The 23,295-nt window shown below is 62.5% G+C and carries 19 protein-coding genes; 5 read left to right on the plus strand and 14 right to left on the minus strand.

The genetic code is table 11. The features are described from left to right. Window positions 1-16 precede the first annotated feature (16 nt). Window positions 17-721 (plus strand): ABC transporter ATP-binding protein, encoded by a 705-nt coding sequence (locus tag GRF63_RS11915; RefSeq protein WP_160486352.1) that lies wholly within the window; start codon window positions 17-19, stop codon window positions 719-721. 8 nt (window positions 722-729) lie between these two features. Continuing rightward, a complete protein-coding gene (locus tag GRF63_RS11920) occupies window positions 730-1,929 on the plus strand; it encodes an ABC transporter permease (protein ID WP_160486353.1) in 1,200 nt (399 codons plus the stop codon). A 32-nt stretch (window positions 1,930-1,961) separates the two neighbouring features. Here the strand turns inward: GRF63_RS11920 and GRF63_RS11925 are convergent, their stop codons facing one another. From GRF63_RS11925 to hmgA, 3 genes are all read right to left on the minus strand, one after another. After that, window positions 1,962-2,657, minus strand: coding sequence for a pirin family protein (locus GRF63_RS11925; RefSeq protein WP_160486198.1), 696 nt, complete (start codon window positions 2,655-2,657; stop codon window positions 1,962-1,964). Window positions 2,658-2,792: 135 nt separating this feature from the next. Further along, window positions 2,793-4,094, minus strand: a complete 1,302-nt coding sequence (fahA, locus tag GRF63_RS11930; RefSeq protein ID WP_160486199.1) for a fumarylacetoacetase — start codon at window positions 4,092-4,094, stop codon at window positions 2,793-2,795. Next, on the minus strand, window positions 4,091-5,365 hold the full coding sequence (gene hmgA, locus GRF63_RS11935; protein WP_160486200.1) for a homogentisate 1,2-dioxygenase: 1,275 nt from the start codon (window positions 5,363-5,365) through the stop codon (window positions 4,091-4,093). Before hmgA ends, fahA begins: the two co-directional genes overlap by 4 nt. A gap of 103 nt (window positions 5,366-5,468) precedes the next feature. Here hmgA and maiA point away from each other — a divergent pair, with 103 nt between their 5' ends. Together maiA and acs are read left to right on the plus strand one after the other, a co-directional pair. Continuing rightward, entirely contained in the window at window positions 5,469-6,101 is a 633-nt protein-coding gene (gene maiA / locus GRF63_RS11940) for a maleylacetoacetate isomerase (RefSeq protein ID WP_160486201.1), read from the plus strand. A gap of 62 nt (window positions 6,102-6,163) precedes the next feature. Then, a complete protein-coding gene (acs, locus tag GRF63_RS11945; protein ID WP_160486202.1) occupies window positions 6,164-8,092 on the plus strand; it encodes an acetate--CoA ligase in 1,929 nt (642 codons plus the stop codon). A gap of 22 nt (window positions 8,093-8,114) precedes the next feature. Here the strand turns inward: acs and GRF63_RS11950 are convergent, their stop codons facing one another. From GRF63_RS11950 to GRF63_RS12000, 11 genes are all read right to left on the minus strand, one after another. Next, the gene (locus GRF63_RS11950; protein WP_160486203.1) at window positions 8,115-9,890 is read right to left on the minus strand and encodes a sodium:solute symporter family protein; all 1,776 of its coding nucleotides are present in this window, start codon (window positions 9,888-9,890) and stop codon (window positions 8,115-8,117) included. Between the two features lie 12 nt (window positions 9,891-9,902). Further along, window positions 9,903-10,208, minus strand: coding sequence for a DUF4212 domain-containing protein (locus tag GRF63_RS11955; protein WP_160486204.1), 306 nt, complete (start codon window positions 10,206-10,208; stop codon window positions 9,903-9,905). 88 nt (window positions 10,209-10,296) lie between these two features. Then, window positions 10,297-13,602, minus strand: a complete 3,306-nt coding sequence (locus GRF63_RS11960; protein WP_337189658.1) for an efflux RND transporter permease subunit — start codon at window positions 13,600-13,602, stop codon at window positions 10,297-10,299. Next, a complete protein-coding gene (locus GRF63_RS11965) occupies window positions 13,599-14,897 on the minus strand; it encodes an efflux RND transporter periplasmic adaptor subunit (RefSeq protein WP_160486205.1) in 1,299 nt (432 codons plus the stop codon). The genes GRF63_RS11960 and GRF63_RS11965 overlap by 4 nt, the downstream gene beginning before the upstream one ends. Then, window positions 14,894-16,357, minus strand: coding sequence for an efflux transporter outer membrane subunit (locus GRF63_RS11970; RefSeq protein ID WP_160486206.1), 1,464 nt, complete (start codon window positions 16,355-16,357; stop codon window positions 14,894-14,896). The genes GRF63_RS11965 and GRF63_RS11970 overlap by 4 nt, the downstream gene beginning before the upstream one ends. Next, window positions 16,357-16,971 carry a CerR family C-terminal domain-containing protein gene (locus GRF63_RS11975; protein ID WP_160486207.1) on the minus strand — a complete coding sequence of 205 codons (615 nt, stop codon included), beginning with the start codon at window positions 16,969-16,971 and terminating at the stop codon, window positions 16,357-16,359. The genes GRF63_RS11970 and GRF63_RS11975 overlap by 1 nt, the downstream gene beginning before the upstream one ends. 70 nt (window positions 16,972-17,041) lie before the next feature. After that, on the minus strand, window positions 17,042-18,355 hold the full coding sequence (gene glcF, locus GRF63_RS11980) for a glycolate oxidase subunit GlcF (protein ID WP_160486208.1): 1,314 nt from the start codon (window positions 18,353-18,355) through the stop codon (window positions 17,042-17,044). Next, window positions 18,345-19,511 carry a glycolate oxidase subunit GlcE gene (gene glcE, locus GRF63_RS11985; protein WP_160486209.1) on the minus strand — a complete coding sequence of 389 codons (1,167 nt, stop codon included), beginning with the start codon at window positions 19,509-19,511 and terminating at the stop codon, window positions 18,345-18,347. The genes glcF and glcE overlap by 11 nt, the downstream gene beginning before the upstream one ends. 8 nt (window positions 19,512-19,519) lie before the next feature. Continuing rightward, entirely contained in the window at window positions 19,520-21,010 is a 1,491-nt protein-coding gene (locus GRF63_RS11990) for an FAD-linked oxidase C-terminal domain-containing protein (protein ID WP_160486210.1), read from the minus strand. A gap of 95 nt (window positions 21,011-21,105) precedes the next feature. Next, on the minus strand, window positions 21,106-21,762 hold the full coding sequence (locus tag GRF63_RS11995) for a glutathione S-transferase family protein (protein WP_160486211.1): 657 nt from the start codon (window positions 21,760-21,762) through the stop codon (window positions 21,106-21,108). Continuing rightward, the gene (locus tag GRF63_RS12000; protein WP_160486212.1) at window positions 21,752-22,411 is read right to left on the minus strand and encodes a glutathione S-transferase family protein; all 660 of its coding nucleotides are present in this window, start codon (window positions 22,409-22,411) and stop codon (window positions 21,752-21,754) included. Before GRF63_RS12000 ends, GRF63_RS11995 begins: the two co-directional genes overlap by 11 nt. 116 nt (window positions 22,412-22,527) lie before the next feature. Here GRF63_RS12000 and GRF63_RS12005 point away from each other — a divergent pair, with 116 nt between their 5' ends. After that, window positions 22,528-23,289: a siderophore-interacting protein gene (locus GRF63_RS12005; protein ID WP_337189664.1), complete on the plus strand. Its 762-nt coding sequence runs from the start codon at window positions 22,528-22,530 to the stop codon at window positions 23,287-23,289. The last annotated feature ends 6 nt before the right edge of the window (window positions 23,290-23,295 follow it).

A 23,295-nucleotide genomic window follows, 5' to 3' on the forward strand; every position in this document is an offset into this window, starting at 1 on the left:
TGAGGCCCTGATCGAGATGGAAGGCATCACCAAAACCTTCGGCCAGGGCGCTGCCGCGTTCCAGGCGTTGAAGGGCGTGGACCTGTCTATCGATCGGGGGGATTTCGTGGCGGTGATGGGTCCGTCCGGCTCCGGCAAGTCCACCACGATGAACATCCTCGGTTGCCTGGATGTGCCCACCACCGGGCGCTTTCGTTTTCGCGGGGTTGAGGTGCAGGATCTGGCGCGGGATCAGCGTTCGCTGCTGCGTCGGCGCTATCTCGGCTTCGTGTTCCAGGGCTTCAACCTGCTGGCCCGCACCAGCGCGCTGGAAAACGTGGAACTGCCACTGCTCTATCGCGGTGAAAAGAAGAAGCAGCGCCGCGAAGCTGCCGAACGCTCTCTCGATCTGGTCGGCCTGCTGCCATGGGCGGATCACACCCCGGCAGAGCTTTCCGGCGGACAGCAACAGCGCGTGGCCATCGCCCGCGCGCTGGTGACCGATCCCGATGTGCTACTGGCGGACGAGCCTACCGGCAACCTCGACACGGAACGTTCGCTGGAGATCATGGAGCTGCTCACCGATCTCAACAAGACGGGCATCACCATACTGATGGTGACGCATGAAGAGGAAATGGCGCAATTTGCAAAGACCATCGTGCATTTCCGCGATGGTCTGGTGGAGCGGATCGATCGCGGCCTGAAGTCCCATGTGCATGCGCCCGGCGGGGAGCACGCCTGATGCTGGGCATGATCGGGGCAACATTCCTGCTGGCCTTGCGTGAGATACGCCGCCACCTTTTGCGCAGCTTCCTCACCACGCTGGGCATCATCATCGGCGTGGCCGCGGTTATCACGATGGTGACGCTGGGCCGCGGCTTGACCGCAGACGTGCAGGAAGAGGTTTCGGGCCTCGGCTCCGATGTCTTTATCGTATTCCCCACCCGTACCGATCCCAACACGGCCCCGCCCCCCTTCGATGACGCGGATATTCGCGCTGTCGAGAACCAGATTGCGGGCGTGGTTAATGCAGCGGGTTCTGTCAGCACCAATGCCACGGCTTTTCACAATGGGCAGGACTGGTCCACCAGCGTGGAAGGCGCGGATACGGAGTTTTTCGAGGCTCAGTCGATTGAAATCGCGGAAGGCCGCGGCTTCAATGAAGAGGACGAGGCGCGCGGCGGCAGCGTGTGCGTTATTGGCCCCAAGGTGGTCGAGGAAATCTTCGTTGCCGACGAGGTGATCGGCGAGAACATGCGCGTCGGCAACGTCTCTTGCCAGGTGATCGGCATGATAGAGGAGCGCAGCAACTCGGTTGGCAACGGCGATGCGAATGACGTGGTGTTCATGCCGCTGAAAACCGTGCAGCGCCGCTTCATCGGCAATGCGGACAATGTGCAGTTCTTCGTGGTGAAATATGATCCCACCTATTCGACGGCAACGATCCAGCAGCAATTGATAGACCTGCTGCGCGAACGGCGCGTGATCCAGGAGGGTGAGGACAACAATTTCAACATCGTCGACACGGCAGAAATCAGCGACACGGTGAACAACATTACCGGCACGATGACTGCCGTGGTGACCATGATCGCCGCGATCAGCCTGCTGGTGGGCGGCATCGGCATCATGAACATCATGCTGGTTTCCGTGACGGAGCGGACCCGCGAAATCGGCATTCGGCTGGCGATTGGCGCGCTGGCGCGTGAAGTGCGCCTGCAATTTCTGACAGAGGCCGTGGTGCTGTGCTGTTTCGGCGGCCTGCTGGGCATATTGCTGGCGCTTGGCCTGTCTATCCTGCTGGCGGGCGCTGCCGATCTGCCCTTCATCTTCGATCCGGTGGTGAACGGCCTGAGCTTTGTATTCTCCGCCATCATGGGCATCGTATTCGGCTATTACCCGGCCCACCGTGCCAGCAAGCTGGACCCGATTGACGCGCTGCGACACGAATAGGCGCCAGCGCGTCAATCGGCACGGCGGCGGCGCTACTTGGTATCCACCAGCACCACTTCGCTGTCTTCCAGCGCCTTAACGCGCAAGGTATCCAGATCGGCTATGGCCACCCCATCGCGGGCATCGGCCACTTCGCCATCAATCTCCAGCTTTCCCGTGGCAGGCACCAGATAACCCTTGCGGCCGCCAAGATCATATTCAACGGTTTCGCCCGCTGCGATAGTGGCGCCAAGTACGCGGGCATCGGCCTGGATACGCAGCGCGTCGGCATCGCCTTCTCGCCCGCTGGCCAGCACATCGAACTTGCCGGACCGGGCATCCTTGGGGAAGGTCTTGGTGCCCCAACTGGGTTTGTGCCCCTGCCTGTCCGGCACGATCCATAGCTGGAAGGAATGCGTTTCCTCGTCGTCGACATTGTATTCGGCATGCTGGATGCCGGTGCCTGCGGACATCACCTGCACATCGCCCGCCTCCGTCCGGCCTTCATTGCCCAGACTGTCCTTGTGCGTGATCGCACCTTTGCGGACGTAGGTGATGATCTCCATATTCTCGTGCCCGTGCGGCGGAAAGCCGGAGCGTGCGGCGATGATATCGTCATTCCACACGCGCAGCGCGCCCCAATGCATGCGGCGCTGATCAAAATACTGCGCGAAAGAGAAATGGAAATTGGCCTTGAGCCAGCCGTGATCGGCCTTACCCAGCGTATCGAACTTGCGAACTTCGATCATGAAGTGTCTCCTTTGTACAGGAGATGGTGCGCGCACGGTTCTGCGCAATACCGACGAAACTTCGGCGCGCCCAAGCGTGGCTTTACATCTCCGCCAACCAGCAATCTCCGCGCCGGTCGCGCATAATAACGGCGATCACCCCGTGATCACCGCCCGGCATTCACCGATCCCGATGCGCGCATAACCGGCTTTTTCGGCATAGGCGGTCATGATGATCTCGTCGCCGTTTTCCAAGAAGGTGCGCGTCTCTCCATTGGGAAGGGTGATCGGCTTCTTTCCGCCCTCGGTTAGTTCGATCAGGCTGCCCTCGCCGCCTTCTTCGCCGCTGGTCAGCGTGCCCGTGCCCAGTAGATCTCCCGGCTGCATGTTGCATCCGCCAACGGAGTGATGGGCAACCAACTGCGCCGCCGTCCAGTACATCGATGTCATCGGGCCGGTACTCAACTGGTGAGGTTCATCGCCATCTTCACGCATCTTGGCGGTGCTGATGTAGACATCCATCGTCACGCCGAACGCGCCGTTCTGCTGGTCATTGTCATCCATTAGATATTCCAGCGGAGCGGGATCGCCATCGGGGCGTGCCGGCTGGGCCGTGCGGAAAGGCGCCAGCGCATCCATCGTCACGATCCACGGAGAAATGGTGGAGTGGAAATTCTTGGCCAGAAACGGCCCCAGCGGCTGATATTCCCACGCCTGAATATCGCGGGCGGACCAATCGTTCAAAATCGAGATGCCAGCAATATGCTCCTCGGCCTTGTGAATGGGAATGGGCTGGCCAAGGCCGTTGCCCTGCCCGATCCAGATGCCCATCTCCATTTCATAATCCAGCCGCTCACTCGGCCCGAAATCGGGCTGCGCGCCATCCTGCGCAGGCTTTTTCTGCCCGCTGGGACGATGAACATCCTTGCCCGAAAGGCGGATGGAGGATGATCGCCCGTGATAGCCGATGGGCACGTATTTATAATTCGGCAGCAGCGGATTATCGGGCCGGAACAGGCTGCCGATATTCTCCGCATGATGGATGCCGGTATAGAAATCGGTGTAATCGCCGATGGTGACAGGCACATACAGGTGACAATCATCGGCCTTGTGCAGGGCCGGTTCTATCGTCTTTTTGTCGGTGTCATCGGTCAGCAGTTCGAACACGCCGTGCCGCAGCGCGCGCATCATGTCCGGCCCGCGTTGCAGAAGATCGTTCAGCTTTGGCCCGCTGGCCAATTGCGCGGCAGTTGCGGCATCCAGTTCAAGCATGTCGGCAATGTCGACAAGATCCAGGATCATGTCCCCGATGGCAATGCCGCCGCGCGGCTCGCCGCCGCTTGGGGGAGAGAATACGCACAGCGGCAGGTTCTGAACCGGGAAACTGGGATGGCCATTGGCGCTTTCCACCCAGCTTTTTGCGTCGGGATCATGGGTGAAATCGGTTTCGATGGTCATGGTAGTTTCGCTTTCTCGAAGCCTTCCCAGCAGGCATCGTAATCGGATTGGAGGAAGTTGCCCGTCATGGCAAACTGCGTGGTCTGGATGATCGCGCGGCTTTCGAACATGAAGGCCAGCGTATCATCGATCTTGGTCGGTTTGAGGTCCGCTTCCATCGCCTTGCGCGTGCTTTGTGCATCCGGGCCGTGGCCGTTGAACTGGTTATGCAAGGAAGCGCCGCCCGGCGCGAAGCCGCCGCCTTCCTTGGCATCATACACACCGTGAATCAGGCCCATGAATTCGCTCATCACATTGCGATGAAACCACGGCGGGCGGAAAGTATCCTCCGCCACCATCCAGCGCGGCGGGAAAATCACGAAATCGCAATTGGCGGTGCCCGGCGTGTCTGATGGGCTGGTGAGAACGGTGAAGATGGAAGGATCGGGATGATCAAAGCTGACCGTGCCCATCACGTTGAAACGCGCCAGATCATATCGGCAGGGCGCGGTGTTGCCATGCCAGGCCACCACATCGAATGGAGAATGGTCTATAGTGGTGGTCCACAGCGTGCCGTTGAATTTCTGGACGATCTCGAAATCCTCGTCCCGATCTTCGAACCAGGCGACCGGCGTTTCAAAATCGCGCGGATTGGCAAGGCCGTTTGCGCCGATGGGGCCAAGATCGGGCAGGCGGAAGGGCGCGCCGAAATTCTCGCAGATATAGCCGCGCGACGGACCGGCCAGTTCCACGCGAAAGCGCATGCCCGCCGGGATCAGGGCGATGAAACCGGGCGTCACTTCCATCCGGCCCAGCTCTGTAATCAGATGCAGTTCACCCTGCTGCGGCACGATCAGCATTTCGCCATCGCTGTTCTGGAAGGCGCGCGTATCCATGCTGGCAGTGGCGGCATACAAGTGGATGCCAATGCCGCTCTCTGACGGATCACCATTGCCGCCGTAGGTGACCATGCCATCGATGAAATCCACCGCCCCTTCCGGCATGGGCAGGGGATCCCAGCGCAGGCGATTGGGCGTGGTGTACATGCCATCGGCAGCGCGAAGGTGCGGCGCCCCCTGATAGGGGCGAAAGGCACCGTGCGCGGTTGTGGGGCGAATGCGATAGAGCCAGCTGCGACGGTTCTCGGCGCGTGGCGCAGTAAAAGCGGTGGTACTGAACTGCTCTGCATAAAGGCCAAAAGGCGGGATTTGCGGGCTGTTGCGCCGTTCGGGCAGCGCGCCTTCTATTGCCTCAGTGGCAAAATGGTTGAGAAATCCCGTCTGGTAGTGCATCCGTTTAGTCTCACCTGAAACTTGTTTTCAGGCCTCATGCCCCGCTTGGCCGTTTTTGGCAATGGTCGTAGGGTTGCAACGTGTGAAACCGCAGGAGGTGCCGATGAAGCTTTATGGATACTGGCGGAGCTCTACCAGCTATCGCCTGCGCTGCGCGCTGGAACTGAAGGGTCTGGCTTATGAGCAGGACCCGGTAAACCTGCTGGAAAGCGCGCAAAAGGGAGAGGCCTTCACCTCTCGCAATCCCTTCGCCTCCGTTCCCATGCTGGAATATGATCGCCGCGACCGCGCGCAGAGCATGGCGATAATCGAATGGCTGGACGAACGTTTTTCCGATGCTCCGCTGCTGCCCATGCAGACCGAAGACCGCTTCACCGCGCGCGAACTTGCCTATGCCATCGCCACAGAACTGCATGCGCCCCTAAACCTGCCGGTTCTGAAGTATCTGAAGAACGAGCTGGGCCATTCGCAGGAAGAGATCGACACCTGGTATCGCCACTTTCTTGCCAAGACGCTGGTGCCGGTGGAGCAGCGGCTGGAGCAGCTGGAAACAGGCGATTTCCTGTTCGATACGCCGGGCCTGTTCGAAGTCGTCCTGATCCCGCAACTGTATAACGCGCGCCGGTTCGATTACGATTTAGAAGGCAGCCCGCGCATGGTGCGGATCGAAGAGGCCTGCCTTGCCCTGCCCGCCTTCCAGCGTGCCCATCCGGACAACCAGCCCGACGCGCCGTGATTTGCGAACTTGCCCCCTTGGCCACGCCTATTAGATAGGCAGGTAAAGGAGAGGCAGTTTTCATGAGCACCATCGTCCGCACACCAGCAAATTCGCCGGATACACATTGCACGCCGGAGGAATACAAGGCGCGTTACCAGCGCTCCACTGAAGATGCGGATGCCTTCTGGCTGGAGGAAGCGAAGAAGCGCCTCGACTGGTATCAGGAGCCATCGAAGGCGGGCGAATGGTCTTTCGATCCCGTGGATATCAAGTGGTTTGCCGATGGATCGCTGAACCTTTGCCACAATTGCGTGGATCGCCACCTGCCCGATCATGCGGAGCGTGTGGCCCTGATCTTCGAGCCGGACGATCCCGCCACTCCATCGCGCAGCCTCACCTATGCGCAGCTTCATGGCGAAGTGGTGCAGATGGCCAATGCGCTGAAAGCCATGGGCGTTGCGAAGGGTGACCGCGTCACGCTGTATATGCCGATGGTGATCGAGGGCGTGCTGGCGATGCTCGCCTGCGCACGCATCGGGGCAATCCATTCCGTGGTGTTCGGCGGCTTCTCTCCCGAAGCACTGGCAGGCCGGCTGGAGGCTTGCGAAAGCCGCTTCGTCATCACTGCGGACGAGGGGCTGCGCGGCACCAAGACAATTCCACTGAAAGCCAATGTCGATGCCGCGCTGGACCATGACGGCGTGAAGGTGGACGGCGTGCTGGTGGTGCGTCACACGGGCGGCGAGATCGCCATGACCGAGGGGCGGGACCACTGGTATCACGATGTCGCCAGCGATGCCGACTGCCCGTGTGAGGAAATGGGCGCGGAAGACCCGCTGTTCATCCTCTACACCTCCGGCTCCACCGGAAAGCCCAAGGGCGTGCTGCACACCACGGGCGGCTATGCGCTGTGGGCTGCGGCCACTTTCCACTACACTTTCGACTATCAGCCAGGCGAGGTTTTCTGGTGCAGCGCCGATATTGGCTGGGTCACCGGCCACAGCTATGTCACTTACGGCCCACTGCTGAATGCAGGCACCAGCGTGGTGTTCGAAGGCGTCCCGAACTATCCCGATCACGGCCGCTTCTGGGACGTGATCGCAAAGCACAAGGTCAATATCTTCTACACCGCCCCCACCGCCATCCGCGCACTGATGCGCGAAGGCGATGACTGGGTGACGAAGCATGATCGCTCGTCCTTGCGCATCCTCGGCACCGTCGGCGAGCCTATCAATCCGGAAGCCTGGCGCTGGTATTATGAAGTGGTGGGCGGGAGCCGCTGCCCCATTGTCGACACATGGTGGCAGACCGAGACCGGCGGCCACATGATCACCACCCTGCCCTATGCTCACGACATGAAGCCGGGCAGCGCGGGCAAGCCGTTCTTCGGCGTGCAACCGCTGCTGGTCGATAACGAAGGCCAGCCGCTGGAAGGCGCGACGGATGGCAATCTGTGCATCAGCGCCAGCTGGCCGGGACAGGCACGCACCGTCTACGGCGATCATGACCGCTTTATCGAAGCCTATTTCTCCACCTTCCCGGGACGATACTTCACCGGCGATGGCTGTCGGCGTGACGAAGATGGCTACTACTGGATCACGGGCCGCGTGGACGATGTGATCAATGTGTCGGGCCACCGCATGGGCACGGCCGAAGTCGAGAGCGCGTTGGTGCTGCATCCCAAGGTGGCGGAGGCTGCCGTGGTGGGATACCCGCACGATGTGAAGGGACAGGGCATTTATTGCTACATCACCACGATGGAAGGCGTGGAGGCATCGGACGAACTCTATGCCGAATTGAAACAGCAGGTGCGCAAGGAAATTGGCCCTGTCGCCACGCCCGATCACCTGCATTTCACCGATGGCCTGCCGAAAACCCGCAGCGGCAAGATCATGCGCCGCATCCTGCGCAAGATTGCGGAGAATGATTACGGCGCGCTGGGTGACACCTCCACGCTGGCGGACCCGTCTCTGGTGGATCGCCTGATCGAGGGGCGGCAGAACCGCTGACCGCCCTCCCGCATCGATCCCGCTAGTGCATGTGCGGATTCTCTGCCCCGCGCGGCACGCGGATGTTCTCCACCAGGCCGCGGATATCGGCGGGCGGCGCCTTGGTGAGTGACGCAACCGCGATAGCGACGGTAAAGTTGATCACCATGCCCACCACGCCGATGCCCTCAGGCGAGATGCCGAGCAGCCAGTTCGCCTCCACATTGGCGGCAGGTGCCCACAGCTTGAACCAGGCGATGTAGAGAAAGGTGAAGACCAGCCCGCTCACCATCCCGGCAATCGCGCCTTCGCGGTTCATCCGCATGGAGAAGATGCCCATGAAGATCGCCGGGAACAGGCTGGCGGCGGCAAGACCGAAGGCGAAGGCCACCACCTGCGCCACCCAGCCGGGCGGATAGATGCCGAGATAGCCCGCCACCACGATGGCCGCTGTTGCCGCGACCCGCGCGGCCAGCAGTTCACCCTTCTCCGTAATACGGGGCCGGAACGTCTTCTTCAGCAGATCATGGCTGACGCTGGAGGATATCACCAGCAGCAGCCCCGCCGCCGTGGACAGCGCCGCCGCCAGTCCTCCCGCCGCCACCAGCGCGATGACCCAGCCGGGCAAATTGGCGATTTCGGGATTGGCCAGCACCATGATGTCGCGGTCGACATAGACCTCGTTCGCATTTTCGGTGGCGGCATTCTCAAGCACGCGTTCGCCCGATGCACCCTCCCCGCTCTCGCTGAACACCGGCGCACCCTCGAAGGCGTCGCCCGGCCTGTATTGCATCCGCCCATCGCCGTTCTTGTCGCGCCAGGCGATCAGGTCGTTCGCTTCCCAATTGGTGAACCATTCGGGCGCATCGGCGTAATCCTGCTCGTTCACAGTCTCGATGAAATTGAGGCGGGCGAAAGCGCCTACTGGCCCTGCCGTCACATAAAGCAGCGCGATGAACAGCAGCGCCCAGCCTGCGGATTTGCGCGCGTCGGATGCCTTGGGCACGGTGAAGAAGCGCACGATCACATGCGGAAGCCCCGCCGTGCCCACCATCAGCGCCATCGTGATGCAGAAGATGTCGATCGTGGATTTGGAGCCATCGGTATAGGCGGCAAAGCCAAGATCGGTCAGCACCAGGTCCAGCTTCTGCAGCACGAATAATTCGCTGCCATCGTTCACCTCGCTCCCCAGCCCCAGCGCCGGAACGGGATTGCCAGTGATGAGGAAACTGATGAAAAAGGCAGGCACCATATAGGCGAAGATCAGCACGCAATATTGCGCAACCTGCGTGTAGGTGATGCCCTTCATTCCGCCCAGCACGGCATAGATGAACACGATTCCCATGCCGATAATAACGCCCCACAGGATCGGCACATCAAGGAAACGGCTGAACACGATGCCCACGCCGCGCATCTGCCCGGCGATATAGGTGAAGCTGATGAAGATCAGGCACACCACCGCCACCACACGTGCAGCCTTGGAATAGTACCGCGTGCCGATGAAATCGGGCACGGTGAACTCGCCGAACTTGCGCAGATATGGCGCCAGCAGCAGCGCCAGCAGCACGTAGCCGCCGGTCCAGCCCATCAGGTAAACGCTGCCGTCATAGCCGAGGAAGGCGATAAGGCCCGCCATGGAGATGAAGCTGGCCGCGCTCATCCAGTCTGCTGCCGTGGCCATGCCGTTCACCACCGGGTTCACCCCGCCGCCCGCGACGTAGAACTCGCTGGTGGAGCCAGCACGGCTCCAGATGGCGATGGCGATGTAGAGCGCGAAGCTCAGGCCAACGAAAATGTAGATCAGCGTCTGCGTGTCCATAGCCTGCCCGCCTCAGCTATCGTCATCGTCCAGATCGAACTTGCGCTCGATCCGGTGCATGGCGACCACGTAGATGGCGATCAGGATCAGGAAGACATAGATTGATCCCTGCTGCGCAAACCAGAAGCCCAGCGGATATCCGCCGATGCTGAACTGGTCGAGGAAATCGCGGAAGAGGATGCCGGCACCGAAAGAGACGGAGAACCAGATGCTCATCAACACGGCAAGCAGGCGGATATTCGCCCGCCAATAGGCCTTTCGCACGCCCGCCTGACGCGCATCGGCATCGCTGTTACTGCCGGTTTGCGTATCGTCCATCACGCCCTCTCCCTGTGCGCCGCTTTGCGGGCGCTGAGGGCAGGCTATCGCAATGTGCGGGCATCCGCCAGCACCGCGACGCAGGGGATTATCCGGCGGCTGAAGCGGCGTCCTTCATGCTGTCATCCCGCTTGGCATCGCCGCCAGATCCAAACCATCGTTTGAACCTGTCTGCGGCGCGCATTTGCAGGATAGCCAGGGCCGGCACCAGCAGCTGCTGGATGATCGTGCCGAACAATATGCCAAAGCCAAGGCTGGCGGACATCGGGATCAAGACCTGCGCCTGCAAATCGGTTTCGAAGGTAATCGGCGCCACGCCAAGGAAGGTGGTGATCGCCGTCAGAATAATCGGGCGGAAGCGCGATTTGGCGGCATCGATGATCGCATCCTTGCGCGGCATTCCGGCGGCCAGATTCTCATTCATGAAATCGATCATCACCAGCCCGCCGTTGATCACTACGCCCGACAGAGCGATCACGCCAAACAGGGAAACCAGCCCTACCGGTATGCCCAGCAGCAGATGCGCAATCAGCGCACCGATCATGCCAAACGGGATGGCCGCCATGATGATGAAGGGCTGGACATAGGATCGAAACGGAATCGCCAGCAGCGCATATATTCCGGCGAGCGCCAGCAGGAACGCGCCGCCGATATCGCCGAAGCTTTCCTGCTGCTGCTCCTGCTCTCCGCCGAATTCGAACTGCAGGCCGGGATAATCGGCCTGGATGCGCGGCAGGATTTCGCCCTGCAGCAGATTTGCCGCCTCCTGGCTGGTGATAACTTCAAGATCCAGATCGGCCGTTACCGTGTGAATGCGAAAGCCGTCCTCGCGCTGAATGGATGTGGGGGCATTGGTGATCGCAATATCGGCCAGGCTGGAAAGCGGCACCTGACCTCCGGGCACGCGGACACGGTAGTTGCCGATATCGGGCACGGAATCGCGCTCGCTTTCGGGCAGGCGCACATAGACGCGCACATCCTCGCGCCCGCGCTGCACCCGCACCGCCTCTGCCCCGAAGAAGGCCGCTCGCACCTGCGCGGCCAGATCCTGCAGCGTGATGCCCAGCGTGCGGGCCGACGGCTTCAGCGTCAGGTCCACCTGCCGCACGCCATCGTCCTGATCGCTTTCCACGTCGAAAACGCCCGCAACATGGCCAAGCTCCGCCATCAGCCTGGTGGTGGCTTCTTCCAGCACTTCACGTTCCGGATGCGTAACGCGCACGTTTACAGGCGCGCCTGCGGAAATCAGGCTGGAACTGATGGAGATGGAACGCGCCTCGGGAACCTGCCCGATTTCCTCGCGCCACGCTTTCTCGAAATCCGTGGCGGAGAAATCCCGCTCGGATGCGGCGGTCAGGCTGAACTGCACGCTGGCGACATTGGGTTGCAAGGTGCTGCTGTTGTCGAGCGGGTTGGCCGCAGCGGAGATCAGGCCGATGGTGGTGTACGATGCCTCGAAGATGTCGTCATAACCCTCGGCATCGTCAGAGAAGCGTTCAAGGGCACGCTCTGCCGCTCGTTCCACCCGATCGGCAACATCGGCTGTTCGTTCCACGGATGTGCCAGCGGGCATCTCTATACTCGCGGACACGACGTCCGCCTCCACCTGCGGGAAGAATGCCACCTTGATGATGCCGCCGGGTATCAGCGCGACGATCACGATCAGCAGCGCCACCGATGCGGACAGGACGAGATACGGCATGTCCACGGCGAATTTCAGGCCGCGATCCAGCGGGCCGTCGATGAAATTCTGCAATTTCCTGTCAAACCCGCGCTGCACGCTTTCAAACCGCGCAAGCACGCGGTTTTTCGTCTGCGCTCCCGCTGCGGGCAGGTGGGACAGGTGGCAGGGCAGGATCAGCAGCGCCTCAATCAGAGAAAGCACCAGCACGGCAATCACCACCAGCGGAATATCGGCCAGCACCTTGCCGATGGTGCCGCCGACGGCCAGCAGCGGGGAAAAGGCGACGATGGTGGTGGCAACGGCGAAGATCACCGGCACCTTCACCCGCTGCGCCCCGGCAATGGCCGCCCCCACGCCGGATCGGCCACGTTCCCGCTCCGAATAGATATTCTCGCCCACCACCACGGCATCGTCCACCACCAGCCCCAGGGCGATGATGAAGCCGAACAGGGAGAACATGTTGATGCTCGTGCCCATCAGTTCGATCACATAGATCGCACCGATAAAGGTCGCGCCGATGCCCAGCGCGCTCCACGCCGCCAGCCGCACGTCCAGGAACAGCGTTAGCGCAGCCAGCACCAGCACAAGGCCGATGGCGGCATTTTTCAGCAGCATGGACAATCTGTCGTTGAACAGTTCCGAACCATCATCCCAGATGGCGTATGTGGTGCCCTGCGGCAGCACGCGGGCAGATTCGTTTGCAAGGTAATCCTTGGTGGCATTTGCCACGTCCAGCACGCGCTCGTCCGACGTGCGGTACACATCCACGAAGGCCACCGGCTCTCCGTTGAAGCGGGTGATCAGGTCGGCATCCTCGAACCCGTCGGAAATCGTGGCGATATCCCCCAGCCGCAGGATCGCGCCATCGGGCGTGGTGCGCAGGATGATGTTTTCAAAATCCTGCTGGTCGTAATTCTGGCCCACAGTGCGCACGCGCACCTGTTCCTGGCCGGTTTCGACGGAGCCTGCCGGACTATCGAGGCTGCTTTGCGATACGATGCGGGAGATATCGGTGAGCGACAGGCCCAGCGCCTGCAAACGCTCTTGGGGCACATCGATATACACCTGGTACTGGCGCACCGCCGTGGTATCGACATAGCTGATCTCGGGCAGCGCGGCGAGCGCGTCCTCCAGTTGGTAGGCGGCCTCTTTCAGCGTGCGCTCCGGCACCTGGCCGTACAGCGCGATGCGCAGCACGCTCTGGCGAGTGGTGTTTTCGCGAATGTCGGGTTCTTCGGCATCCAGCGGGAAGGTCTGGATCTGGTCGATCTCTCCCTTCACATCGTCCAGCGCGCGATCGATATCGACGCCGTTTTCCAGCTCCACCCGAACGCGGCCCACGCCTTCCGAAGCGGTGCCCACCACCTTCTTCACATCGTCGATAGCCTGCACGGCCTCTTCCACCTTCTGGACGATCGACTGCTCGACCTCCTCCGGCGTGGCACCGGGATAGGCGACGGTAATGGTGATGGCGTCCTGGCTCGTTTCCGGGAAAACCTCCTGCGTGATGCGGGAATAGGCGGCGTATCCGGCCACCAGCATCAGGATCAACAGCAGGTTTGCGGCCACGCCATTGCGCGCCATGAAGGCGATGATGCCCGTCCTGTCGCGCGCGCGATCAACCGCCGGATTGCCGAATCTGTCCAGCGGAGCGTTATCACCGGAACTGTCGCCCGATCCCTCGGCTGGCTGGTCGGCGGGATCGGTCACTGCGATGCGCCTTCGCTTTCGGTGCGCAGCGGCATACCGTCCACCGGCGTGCGCAGCGGGCTGGTGACGATGAAGCCCTTGTCGCCAAGCTTGTCTCCCGTCACATAGGCAAAATCATCGGTGCGCTGGAGCACTTCGACAGGGATGATGGCCAGCTTCCCACCGCGCAAAACCCAGATCACATTGTCCGGCCGCAAGGCATTCAGCGGAATGCGCGCGAATGCCTGTTCGCTGCCGCCGCTGATGGCGGCGCTGACGAAACTGCCCAGCAACAGCGGCGGGGAGGCGCCGATATCGCCCTGCTCCCCCTCCACCACGGGCACGCCGCCGCGCACCGGGTCCGGCACGCGGAGGAAGACATTGATCGTTCGTGTTTCGGGATCAAGGATGGGGTCAACCCGATCGACATAGGCGTTCCAGCTCCAGGTGGTGTCCCCGAAATCCAGCATAACCTTGGCCGCCACCCGCGTGCCCCCGGCGGCGAACAGGGCGGGCACCAGCTTGGCCTCCGCCTCCGTCAAAGAGATGCGCACCTCATAGGGGCTGCTCGCCACCATGGAGCCGAGCGACTGGCCCGGCTGCACCAGCCTGCCGACAGACGCATCCTCGCTGCGCACGATGCCGGCAAAGGGCGCCCGCACGACGGTGCGAGAAAGGGCCAGCCGGGCATCGGCCAGTTGCGCCTGCGCCCGTTCCCGCGCCGCGCGGGCAGAGCGCAGCTGCGGCTCTCTGGTCGCCAGGATATTGGGTTCTGCCGCGTCCGCACCGCCTTGCCGTGATCGCCCATCGCCCAGCCCTTCTGGCGGGAGGATGCGGGCGGCGTAATCATTGCTGTCGATGGATCGGTTCAGCGCCTCCCGCGTCGACTGGCGCTGGGCAAAGCGTTGCAGTTCCGCCTCGGCTATCGCCATTTCCTCGCGCGCTTGCAGAACGGCAACGTCCTGCGCCGCGATATCCGCCTGCGCACTGCGCACGCGATTGTTGTAATCGGCAGGATCGATGCGGAACAACACTGCCCCGCGCGGTACCCTGCTGCCCTCCTGAAAGGCGGGATTGACGTAGACCAGCCTACCCGCAACCTCTGCTCCCAGCGTCACTTCCTCGCGCGGCTGCACGGTACCGCTGCCGTCGATATCGATCGCGCCGGTGGAGACTTCATATGGCTGGGTTTGCACCAGCGGGACGGGCACAACCTCGTCCTGTTCCTCTGGTTCCGGTCGCAAGACGATCAACAGCGCCGCGATGGCCACGGCACCGATCAGGAGCAGGATCGCCCATCTAGCCTGCTTGCTCATTCACCCATGTCCTCTTCGATATCGGGCTGCGCGGTGCCCGTCCCCTCGGCAAACCAGTCTCCGCCAAGGGCACGGTGGACGCCAAGCCGCGCCAGCGCGACATCGCGTGCGGCGGCGGAAAGGCTGCTTTCCACCTGATAGGAACTGCGCAGCGTATCGAGATAGCCGACGTAATCGCCAATGCCCGACTGGAAGCGCCGCGCCTGCAGATCCAGCGTGGATCGCGCCTCCTCTGCCTGCGCAGTGATAAGCGTGTATCGCTGGCGCTGCTCCTCATAGGCTTCGATGGCGGTCGTCACTTCCTGATAAGCGCCCAGCACGGCCTTGCCATAGGCGGCCGAAGCTTCATCATAAGTGGCACGCGCGGCGGCGACATTGGCGGACACGCGCCCGCCATTGAAAATGGGCGCGACAAGGTTCGATCCCAATTGCAGCAGCCAGTTCTGGCCCACATCGAACACGCCGGCAGGCGAAGCGCCCTGCGTGCCCGTGGATGCCGTCAGCCTCAATGCCGGAAAGCGCTCGGCACGGCGCGCACCGATGCGCAGGCGCGCAGCCTCCAGCCGTTCCCACGCGGCAGCCACATCGGGCCGCTGCGCGAGCAGATCCACAGGCAGGCCTGCGGGCACCGGATCGAACCCCAGCTGCGGCAACAGCGGCTGGTCCAGCGTGGTGGCAAGCGTATCGGGATAATCGGCCAGCAGCACGGCCAGCCGCCCTTCTGCATTAGACAGCGCGATTTCGCGCGATGGCAGGCTGGCTTCCAGGCTGCGCGCCTGTTCACGCACCTGATACAGCTCAAAACTTTGCGATAGCCCGCGCAGATAGCGGTCTTCGGTGCGGTCGGTCCGCTCTGCCAGAACGTCGATATTCTGCAGTGTCGTGGCAATCTGGAAGCGGGCATCGACGATATCGAAATAGGCGGAAATCACCTCCGCCGCCGTCGCCAGCCGCACTGCGCGCAGATCATATTCGCTGGCAATCGCATCAGCGCGCGCGGCACCCAGATCATTGCGCACGCGGCCAAACAGATCCAGCTCATATGCGGCAGCAAGGCCCAGCGTATAGCTTTCATTGGTGATGCGGGATGGCGCGCCGGGGAAGTTGGCGAGAGCGCCGCCAGCCACGGGCGTATCTGAATAGCTGGAGCCGGCAGTTGCATCCAGCGTTGGCAAAAGGGCCGCGCGCGAGAGGCGCGCCTGCGCGCTGGCCCGCTGCGCCCTGGCGGCGGCCTGTGTGATATCGAAATTGTCGCTTAGCGCGGTGTCGACTAGGGAATTCAGCACAGGATCGTTGAACCCGGCCCACCATGCCGCAGGACGGTATTCCCCTGCTGGAGTATCGGGTTGATAGGCCAATGGGATCTGCGCCGCTGCCTCCGGTATCTCCGCCTCCGGCGCCAGAGAGACACAGGCGCCAAGCATCATCAGCGGCGTTGCAACGAAGGCGCGGCGCAGCATTATGCGCCCTTTCCTGCGAGAACGGCCCGTGCGCAGTTTTCCAGCTGATTCAGCAGCATGGCCTTCGTGTTTGCGTCAAAATCCTCGCATTCCAGCAGCAGCCCCAGCGACGCGCGCGAGTGGCGCAGCGTCAGCGCCATGCCGAACAGGAACACGGTGACCGCTTTCGCCTCCGCCTCGGCAAGTTCGGGGCGCAGGATGGCGACCTGCGCCGCAAGCTGCCGGATCAAGGGCATGATCTTCGCCTGCATCAATTCGCGCACATGGGGCGACGGGTCCTGCTGCTCGCGCCCGATGAACAGGGCGAACGGTGCGCTCTGCTCGCTCAGCATGAATTCGCCCACCGCGCATATACGTGCGCACACGGCGGTAATGCGCTGCTGAGGGGTTGCATACGGGCCGGGCAGTTCGACCCTGAGGGCGCCGACCTTCTCGACCATGTAATCGAAAATATGCTCCGCCGCGGCGTGGTACAGCCCTTCCTTGCCGCCGAAGTGATAGGTGATGGAGGACATGGGCGTATCCACCGCAGCGGCGATTTCGCGCGTGCCCACGGCATCGAAGCCGCGCTTCCCGAATCGCTCAATCGCCGCATGGATCAGTTTCTCGCGCATTGCGTTTTGCTATTCGTTCGACTGAACAAATGCAAGAACGTGTGCTGGCAAGGCTGTTTCGGTATGTTCTCTAGATGGTGCTATCACACTCCAGATTGGCAAGCGCCGCAGGACGCGGGCCGCCGGTGGCCCAGTCCAGCAGCTCTACGGTGTGGACCACCGGAATGGCGGTGCCGCTGGCAATCTGCGTGGCGCACCCCACGTTGCCAGCAGCGATCACGTCAGGCTGCAACCGAGCGATATTGGCGACCTTGCGATCGCGCAGCGTTGTGGCGATTTCCGGCTGCAGAATGTTGTACGTTCCCGCCGATCCGCAGCACAAATGCCCTTCCGCCGGAGTCAGCACGGTGAAGCCTGCCTCCTCCAGCAATCGCACTGGTTCCCGCGTCACCTTCTGGCCGTGTTGCAGCGAACAGGCCGCATGATAGGCGACCTTGATTTCAGGCATGGGCACGGCATCAGGCAATTCGATGTCAGCCAGGAATTCCGATACGTCCCGCGCCAAGGCGGAGACCTGCGCAGCTTTCTCGGCATATTCGGCATCATCGCGCAGCAGGAAGCCATAGTCCTTCACCATCGTGCCGCAGCCCGAAGCCGTGATCAGGATTGCCTCCAGACCGCCCTCGGCGATCTCCGCATGCCACGCATCCACATTGCGGCGGGCGGCTTCGCGCGCGGCGTCCTCTCGCCCCATGTGATGCACCAGCGCGCCGCAGCATCCCTCCCCCGACGCCAGCACCGGCTGGTATCCTGCGCGGGCCAGAAAGCGCATCGTCGCGGCGCGGGTTTCGGGCCGCAGAACAGGCTCCGCGCACCCCTGCAAGATGGCGACGCGGCCCTTGCTTTGTGCAACCTCCGGCGTGGTTTCGGGCGCCGCACTGGGCAGGCCACGCGGTGCAAGGCGCAGCATCGCGGCGAAGGGGCGGGACCACCGGGCCTTGTCCAGCAGCGGGGCCAGCGGTCGGAAGAGATTGCCCAGCCCCGCGGCCATGCGAAAGCGGTTCTGATGGGGCAGGACAGACGCCAGCACGCTGCGGGCGAAACGTTCATGCCAAGGCCGCTCGTATCTCTCTTGAATATAGGCGCGGGCGTGATCCACCAGATGCATGTAATCCACGTCGGACGGGCAAGTCGTGACGCAGGCGAGGCACGACAGGCAGCGGTCGATATGCTTCACCACCTGCGGCGTTGGCTGCCGCGCGTTTTCCAGCATATCCTTGATCAGGTAGATGCGGCCACGCGGGCTATCCAGCTCGTCCCCCAGCAGGACATAGGTGGGGCAGGTGGCCGTGCAAAATCCGCAGTGCACGCATTTGCGGATCGCGCCTTGAGACGTTGCCATCGCCGGATCGGCCAGTTGCTCTGCGGTGAATTCAGTCCGCACGGGCACTCTTCCCGCCACCAAACCGTGCCGATGCGAACACCCCCATGGGATCGAAAGCCTCACGCACCTTGCTCTCAAGTTTTGCTACGCCGGACGCGGGCGGATGAAGCGCAGGCACGCGGCTGCGCATCGTTGCATCGGCGCGCACCAGCGTGGCATGTCCGCCTGCCGAAGCGGCGGCATCGCGGATGGTGTCGGCATCCAGAGAGGTGGCAATCCATAACAGTGCCCCTGCCCAATCGAGGTGCCACTGGGCCTCGCCCGCCGGGTCCAGCTTCTCGGCCATGGCAGCGCCTTGCGAGGGCGGCAGGTGAATACGCCACAGCGGCTGGTCTTCCCCCAGCGCCACGAACTGTTGCACGCGTTCCCAGAATTGTGCGCCTTCGTCTTCGCTCAGAGGTCGCAGCATACCAAGCTCGGCATGCATTTCCGCCACCAGCTGGCGGCGCGCGGCGATGGAGGGGTCGATCCCTTCCAGCCTGAACACGGTCTGCGAAGGGTCGCCCGGCAGATAGGCGGCAGCGGCAATCTCTGCCTGGCTTCCCATTGCCACGTTCATCGCGCGCTGTGCCGCAGCGGGGCTCAGCCCATCCAGCGCGAAAGAGGCGACAAGGCGCGGGCGCGGGACCACCTTCAGCGTTACCTGCGTCAGCGCCACCAGCCGTCCCCAGCTTCCCGTCACTAGCTTGGACAGGTCAAAGCCGGTCACGTTCTTCACCACATTGCCGCCCGCGATAAAGCGTTCACCGCGCCCTGACACCGCTTCGAACCCCAACAGATGATCGCGGGCGCTACCCATGGAGACGCGGCGCGATCCGGCGATCCCTGCGGCTATCGTGCCGCCGATGGTGGCGACGCCGCCCCTGTTCCACAGCAGGCCGTAGTCCCACGGCTCGAAAGCCAGCATCTGGTTCTCGCCCGCGACCAGTGACTCAATCTCGGACAGCTGCGTGCCCGCCCCGGCTGTCAGCACCAGTTCTGCCGGATCATATTGCGAAACGCCGGAAAACCCACGCATGTCGATCACATCGTCGCATGCGCGCGGAGCACCGAAATCGGTCTTGCCGCCGCCGCCGCGTATTTCAAGCGTGCGGTTTTCCTGCACTGCCGTTCCGATGATCTCGGCAAGGTCATGCGTGTTGTCAGGGCGCAACATTGCGGCGGTCAGAACCGTTCCAGTTCCGGAAACGAAACCTTGCCGCCATGCACATGCATCCGGCCCAGCTCGGCGCAGCGGTGCAATTGCGGAAATACCTTGCCGGGGTTGAGCAGCATGTCAGGGTCGAATGCGCATTTCAGGCGCTGCTGATGCGCAAGATCCACCTCGCTGAACATGGCGGGCATCAGGTCGCGCTTTTCCACGCCCACGCCGTGTTCGCCGGTCAGCACGCCGCCCACTTCCACACACAGGCGCAGGATTTCCTCACCAAAGGCCTCCGCCTTTTCCAGCTGGCCCGGCTGGTTCGCATCATACAGCACCAGCGGGTGCAGGTTTCCGTCGCCCGCGTGGAAGACATTCGCGATGCCGAGCCCGTATTTCGCGCTCATCGCGCCCATCCGCTCCAGCACTTCGGGCAGGCGGCGGCGCGGGATCGTGCCATCCATGCAGTAATAATCAGGGGCCAGCCGCCCGGTGGCGGGGAACGCCGCCTTGCGCCCCGCCCAGAAGCGCAGCCTCTCCTCCTCGTTTTGCGAGATACGAACGAAGCTTGCGCCATTGGCGCGGGCGATAGCCTCCACCTCCGTTATCAGATAATCGCATTCCGCCGCCGGGCCATCCAGTTCCACGATCAGCAGGGCATCGACATCCAGCGGATAGCCGGCGCCCACGAAAGCCTCCGCACATTCGATGGCGGGCTTGTCCATCATTTCCATGCCCGCAGGGATGATGCCCGCCTCGATCACATCGGCCACGCATTTGCCCGCGCCTGCAACGGCAGGAAAACCCAGCAATACGGCGCGCGCAGTGTCCGGCCGTGGCAGGATGCGCAAGGTGACTTCGGTAACAACGCCCAGCAGCCCTTCGGAACCGACGACCACTCCCAGCAGGTCCAGCCCCGCGGGATCAAGCTGCTTGCCGCCGATGCGCACCACGTCGCCATCGATCAGCACGATCTCCACGCCCAGCACATTGTTGGTGGTGAGCCCGTATTTCAGGCAGTGCACCCCGCCCGCATTCTCCGCGATATTGCCGCCGATGGTGCAGGCGATCTGGCTGGAGGGATCGGGCGCGTAGTGGAACCCGCGATCCTGCACCGCCTCTGTTATGGCAAGATTGGTGACGCCCGGCTGCGACACCACCACGCGGTTATCATAATCGATTTCAAGAATGCTCTTGAACTTGCCAAGGCCCAGAACCACCGCGTCAGACAAGGGCAGCGCCCCGCCGGAAAGTGACGTGCCCGCCCCGCGCGGCACCACGCGCACTTTGTTCGCGTGGCAATAGCGCAGCACCTGGGAAACCTGCTCCACCGTTTCGGGCAGCACCACCAGCATGGGCATCTGGCGATAGGCTGTCAGCCCATCGGATTCGTAGGGTCGCAGTTCGTCCTGATCGCTGATCACCCCCTCTCCCGGCACGATGGCGCAAAGCGCAGCGCGAATGTCCTCGCGGCGGGCGAGCGTTTCGGCGTCGGGCTGGGGCAGGCAAACCATGGTTTCTGGCCTTGTGACAGGTGCGGCTGACAGTCCTACACCAATGCGCCCTTGCCAATCCAGCTATCGCGCCGGTTTGGCAGAGACGCCTCGCACTATCCCAGCTCTTCCTTGCGCGCATCCCAAGCGGCCTGCTCCTTTGCCAAGGCGCGCTGGAGTTGCGGCAGCGCCTCGTTATCGGCGCGGTGGCGGGCGATGTGTTTCCACGGCGACAGGTCGAAACCGCCGAATTCGGAATTGATATAGGCCCACCAGAAATAGGTATCGACGATGGACCATTCATCGCCAAACCACCATCGACGGGTGGCCAGCTCTTCGTCCAGCCGATCCAGAACCCCGCTTATCAATTCGCCGCCACGTTCGCGCACCGGCGCGATGTCGCCCGTGGTCCAGGCCATCGGCATTTTCACGGCGCGCACATAGGGATGCCAGCTGGCCGATATCCAGAACAACACCGAAAGCTGCTGCGCGCGCTGCCAGTTCGAACTCGCTGCAGGAAACAGCCCGCCGTCCGGGTATTCGGCGTGCAGCCAACGCAGAATTGCCCCGTTCTCCGTCAGCGGTTCACCATCCACCAGCAGGCAGGGCACCTTTCCCGCCGGGTTCACTGCGAGATAATCGGGTGATTTGTGCTCCCCCTTCTCAAACAGGACAAGCTGCGCATCATAGGGCGCGCCCACCTGTTCCAGCGCCGTCAGGGTCACGCGGGTGCAGGCGGTGTAGGCGAAGAACAGTTTCAGATCATGCGACATCGGGAAGCCCTCCGATCGCATCGACAGCGGCCTGCTCTCGCGCCAGCGCGCGCTGATAGGCGGGATGCGCCTCCACCCGTTTTTGATGCTGCGCAATGTTGGGATAGGGCGACAGGTCAAACTGGCCCTTCTGCGCCGTGGTGTAGTTCCAGTGCGCATAGCTATCGATGATGGACCATTCGCCGCCATACCACCACGGCTGCGTGGCAAGGCGCGTTTCCAGCTGCTGTAACAGGGGGTGCACCAGCTGCCTGCCCTTCTCTCTCACCTCTTCCGGGTTTCCGGTAGTCCAGCGCACGGGCATCATCATGGCCCTGACGCTGGGATGAAAACTGGCGGACAGGGCGAACAGATCCGCCGTTTGTCGTGCGGCCTCCAGTGCATCGCCGGGCTGCGGAAACAGGGCGGCAGCGGGATATTCCATGTTCAGAAAGCTGAGGATTGCGGCATTTTCTGCCAGCGCCTGCCCATCCACGATCAGGCAGGGGATTTTCCCCTTGGGATTGATGGCGCGATATTGCGGGCTGTGTTGCGCGCCCCGCATCAGCAGCACGATCTCGTCCGTATAATCTGCCCCGCATTGTTCCAGCGCGGTTAGCGTAACGCGCGAACATGCGCCGGGCAGGTGATAGAGTTTCATGTCGGTCATATCATTTCCTTGCGCCATGTTTTCCGGCTGCTCGTGTAAGTTCCGATGGTTTACCTTGCAGCATTCCCGCCTACATCGGGCAGAGCCACCCGACACCGAACCCTGGAGAATGCCCTATCGCACCCCCAAACCGCCCGCCGCCGCGTGAATTTGAAGTTCTTTCCCGGCACAATGTCTCCCCCAACCTGTTGCGGATCACGCTGGGCGGACCGGCAATGGCCCACTTTCCCGATGGTCAGGAAGGCGGCTATCTGAAGCTGCACCTGCCGCTGGCCGATGGCAAGGTGGCAGTGCGCACCTATACCATTCGCGCGCAGCGGAGAGATGGTCTGGATATCGACTTCGCCCTCCACGCCGAAACCGCCACCGGCCATGCCGGCCCGGCAACGGACTGGGCCATGACCGTGGCACCGGGTGCGCGGGTGAAGGTATCGGGGCCGGGCCCGGCAAAGCCGCTGGTGGAAGGCCATGATTTCTACATGGTGGCAGGCGATATGACGGCGCTACCGGCGATATCGGTGAACCTCGCCGCCCTGCCCGCCGATGCGCGCGGACTGGCGGTGATAGAGGTGATGGACGATGCCGATGCGCAGGATCTGGTGAAGCCGGATGGCGTGGAAATCCAGTGGCTGGTGGTGCCCCAGCCCGGTTCGCAGCCAGAGGCACTGGCCCAGCGATTGCAGGCCCGCGAATGGCCGCAGGGCAGCGTCTATGCGTGGAGCGCGAGCGAATTCACCGCGATGAAGGCGCTGCGCAAATATCTGCGAGAGGATCGCGAACTTGGCCCGGATCGGCTCTACATCTCTTCCTACTGGAAGTGCGGCCTGACGGAGGAGGATCACAAGCGCATCAAGCGCGAGGATGCCGACGCGCAGTAAGCTTCG

Origin of the sequence: Aurantiacibacter rhizosphaerae (genome assembly GCF_009807005.1) — a bacterium.
Lineage (GTDB): Bacteria > Pseudomonadota > Alphaproteobacteria > Sphingomonadales > Sphingomonadaceae > Alteraurantiacibacter > Alteraurantiacibacter rhizosphaerae.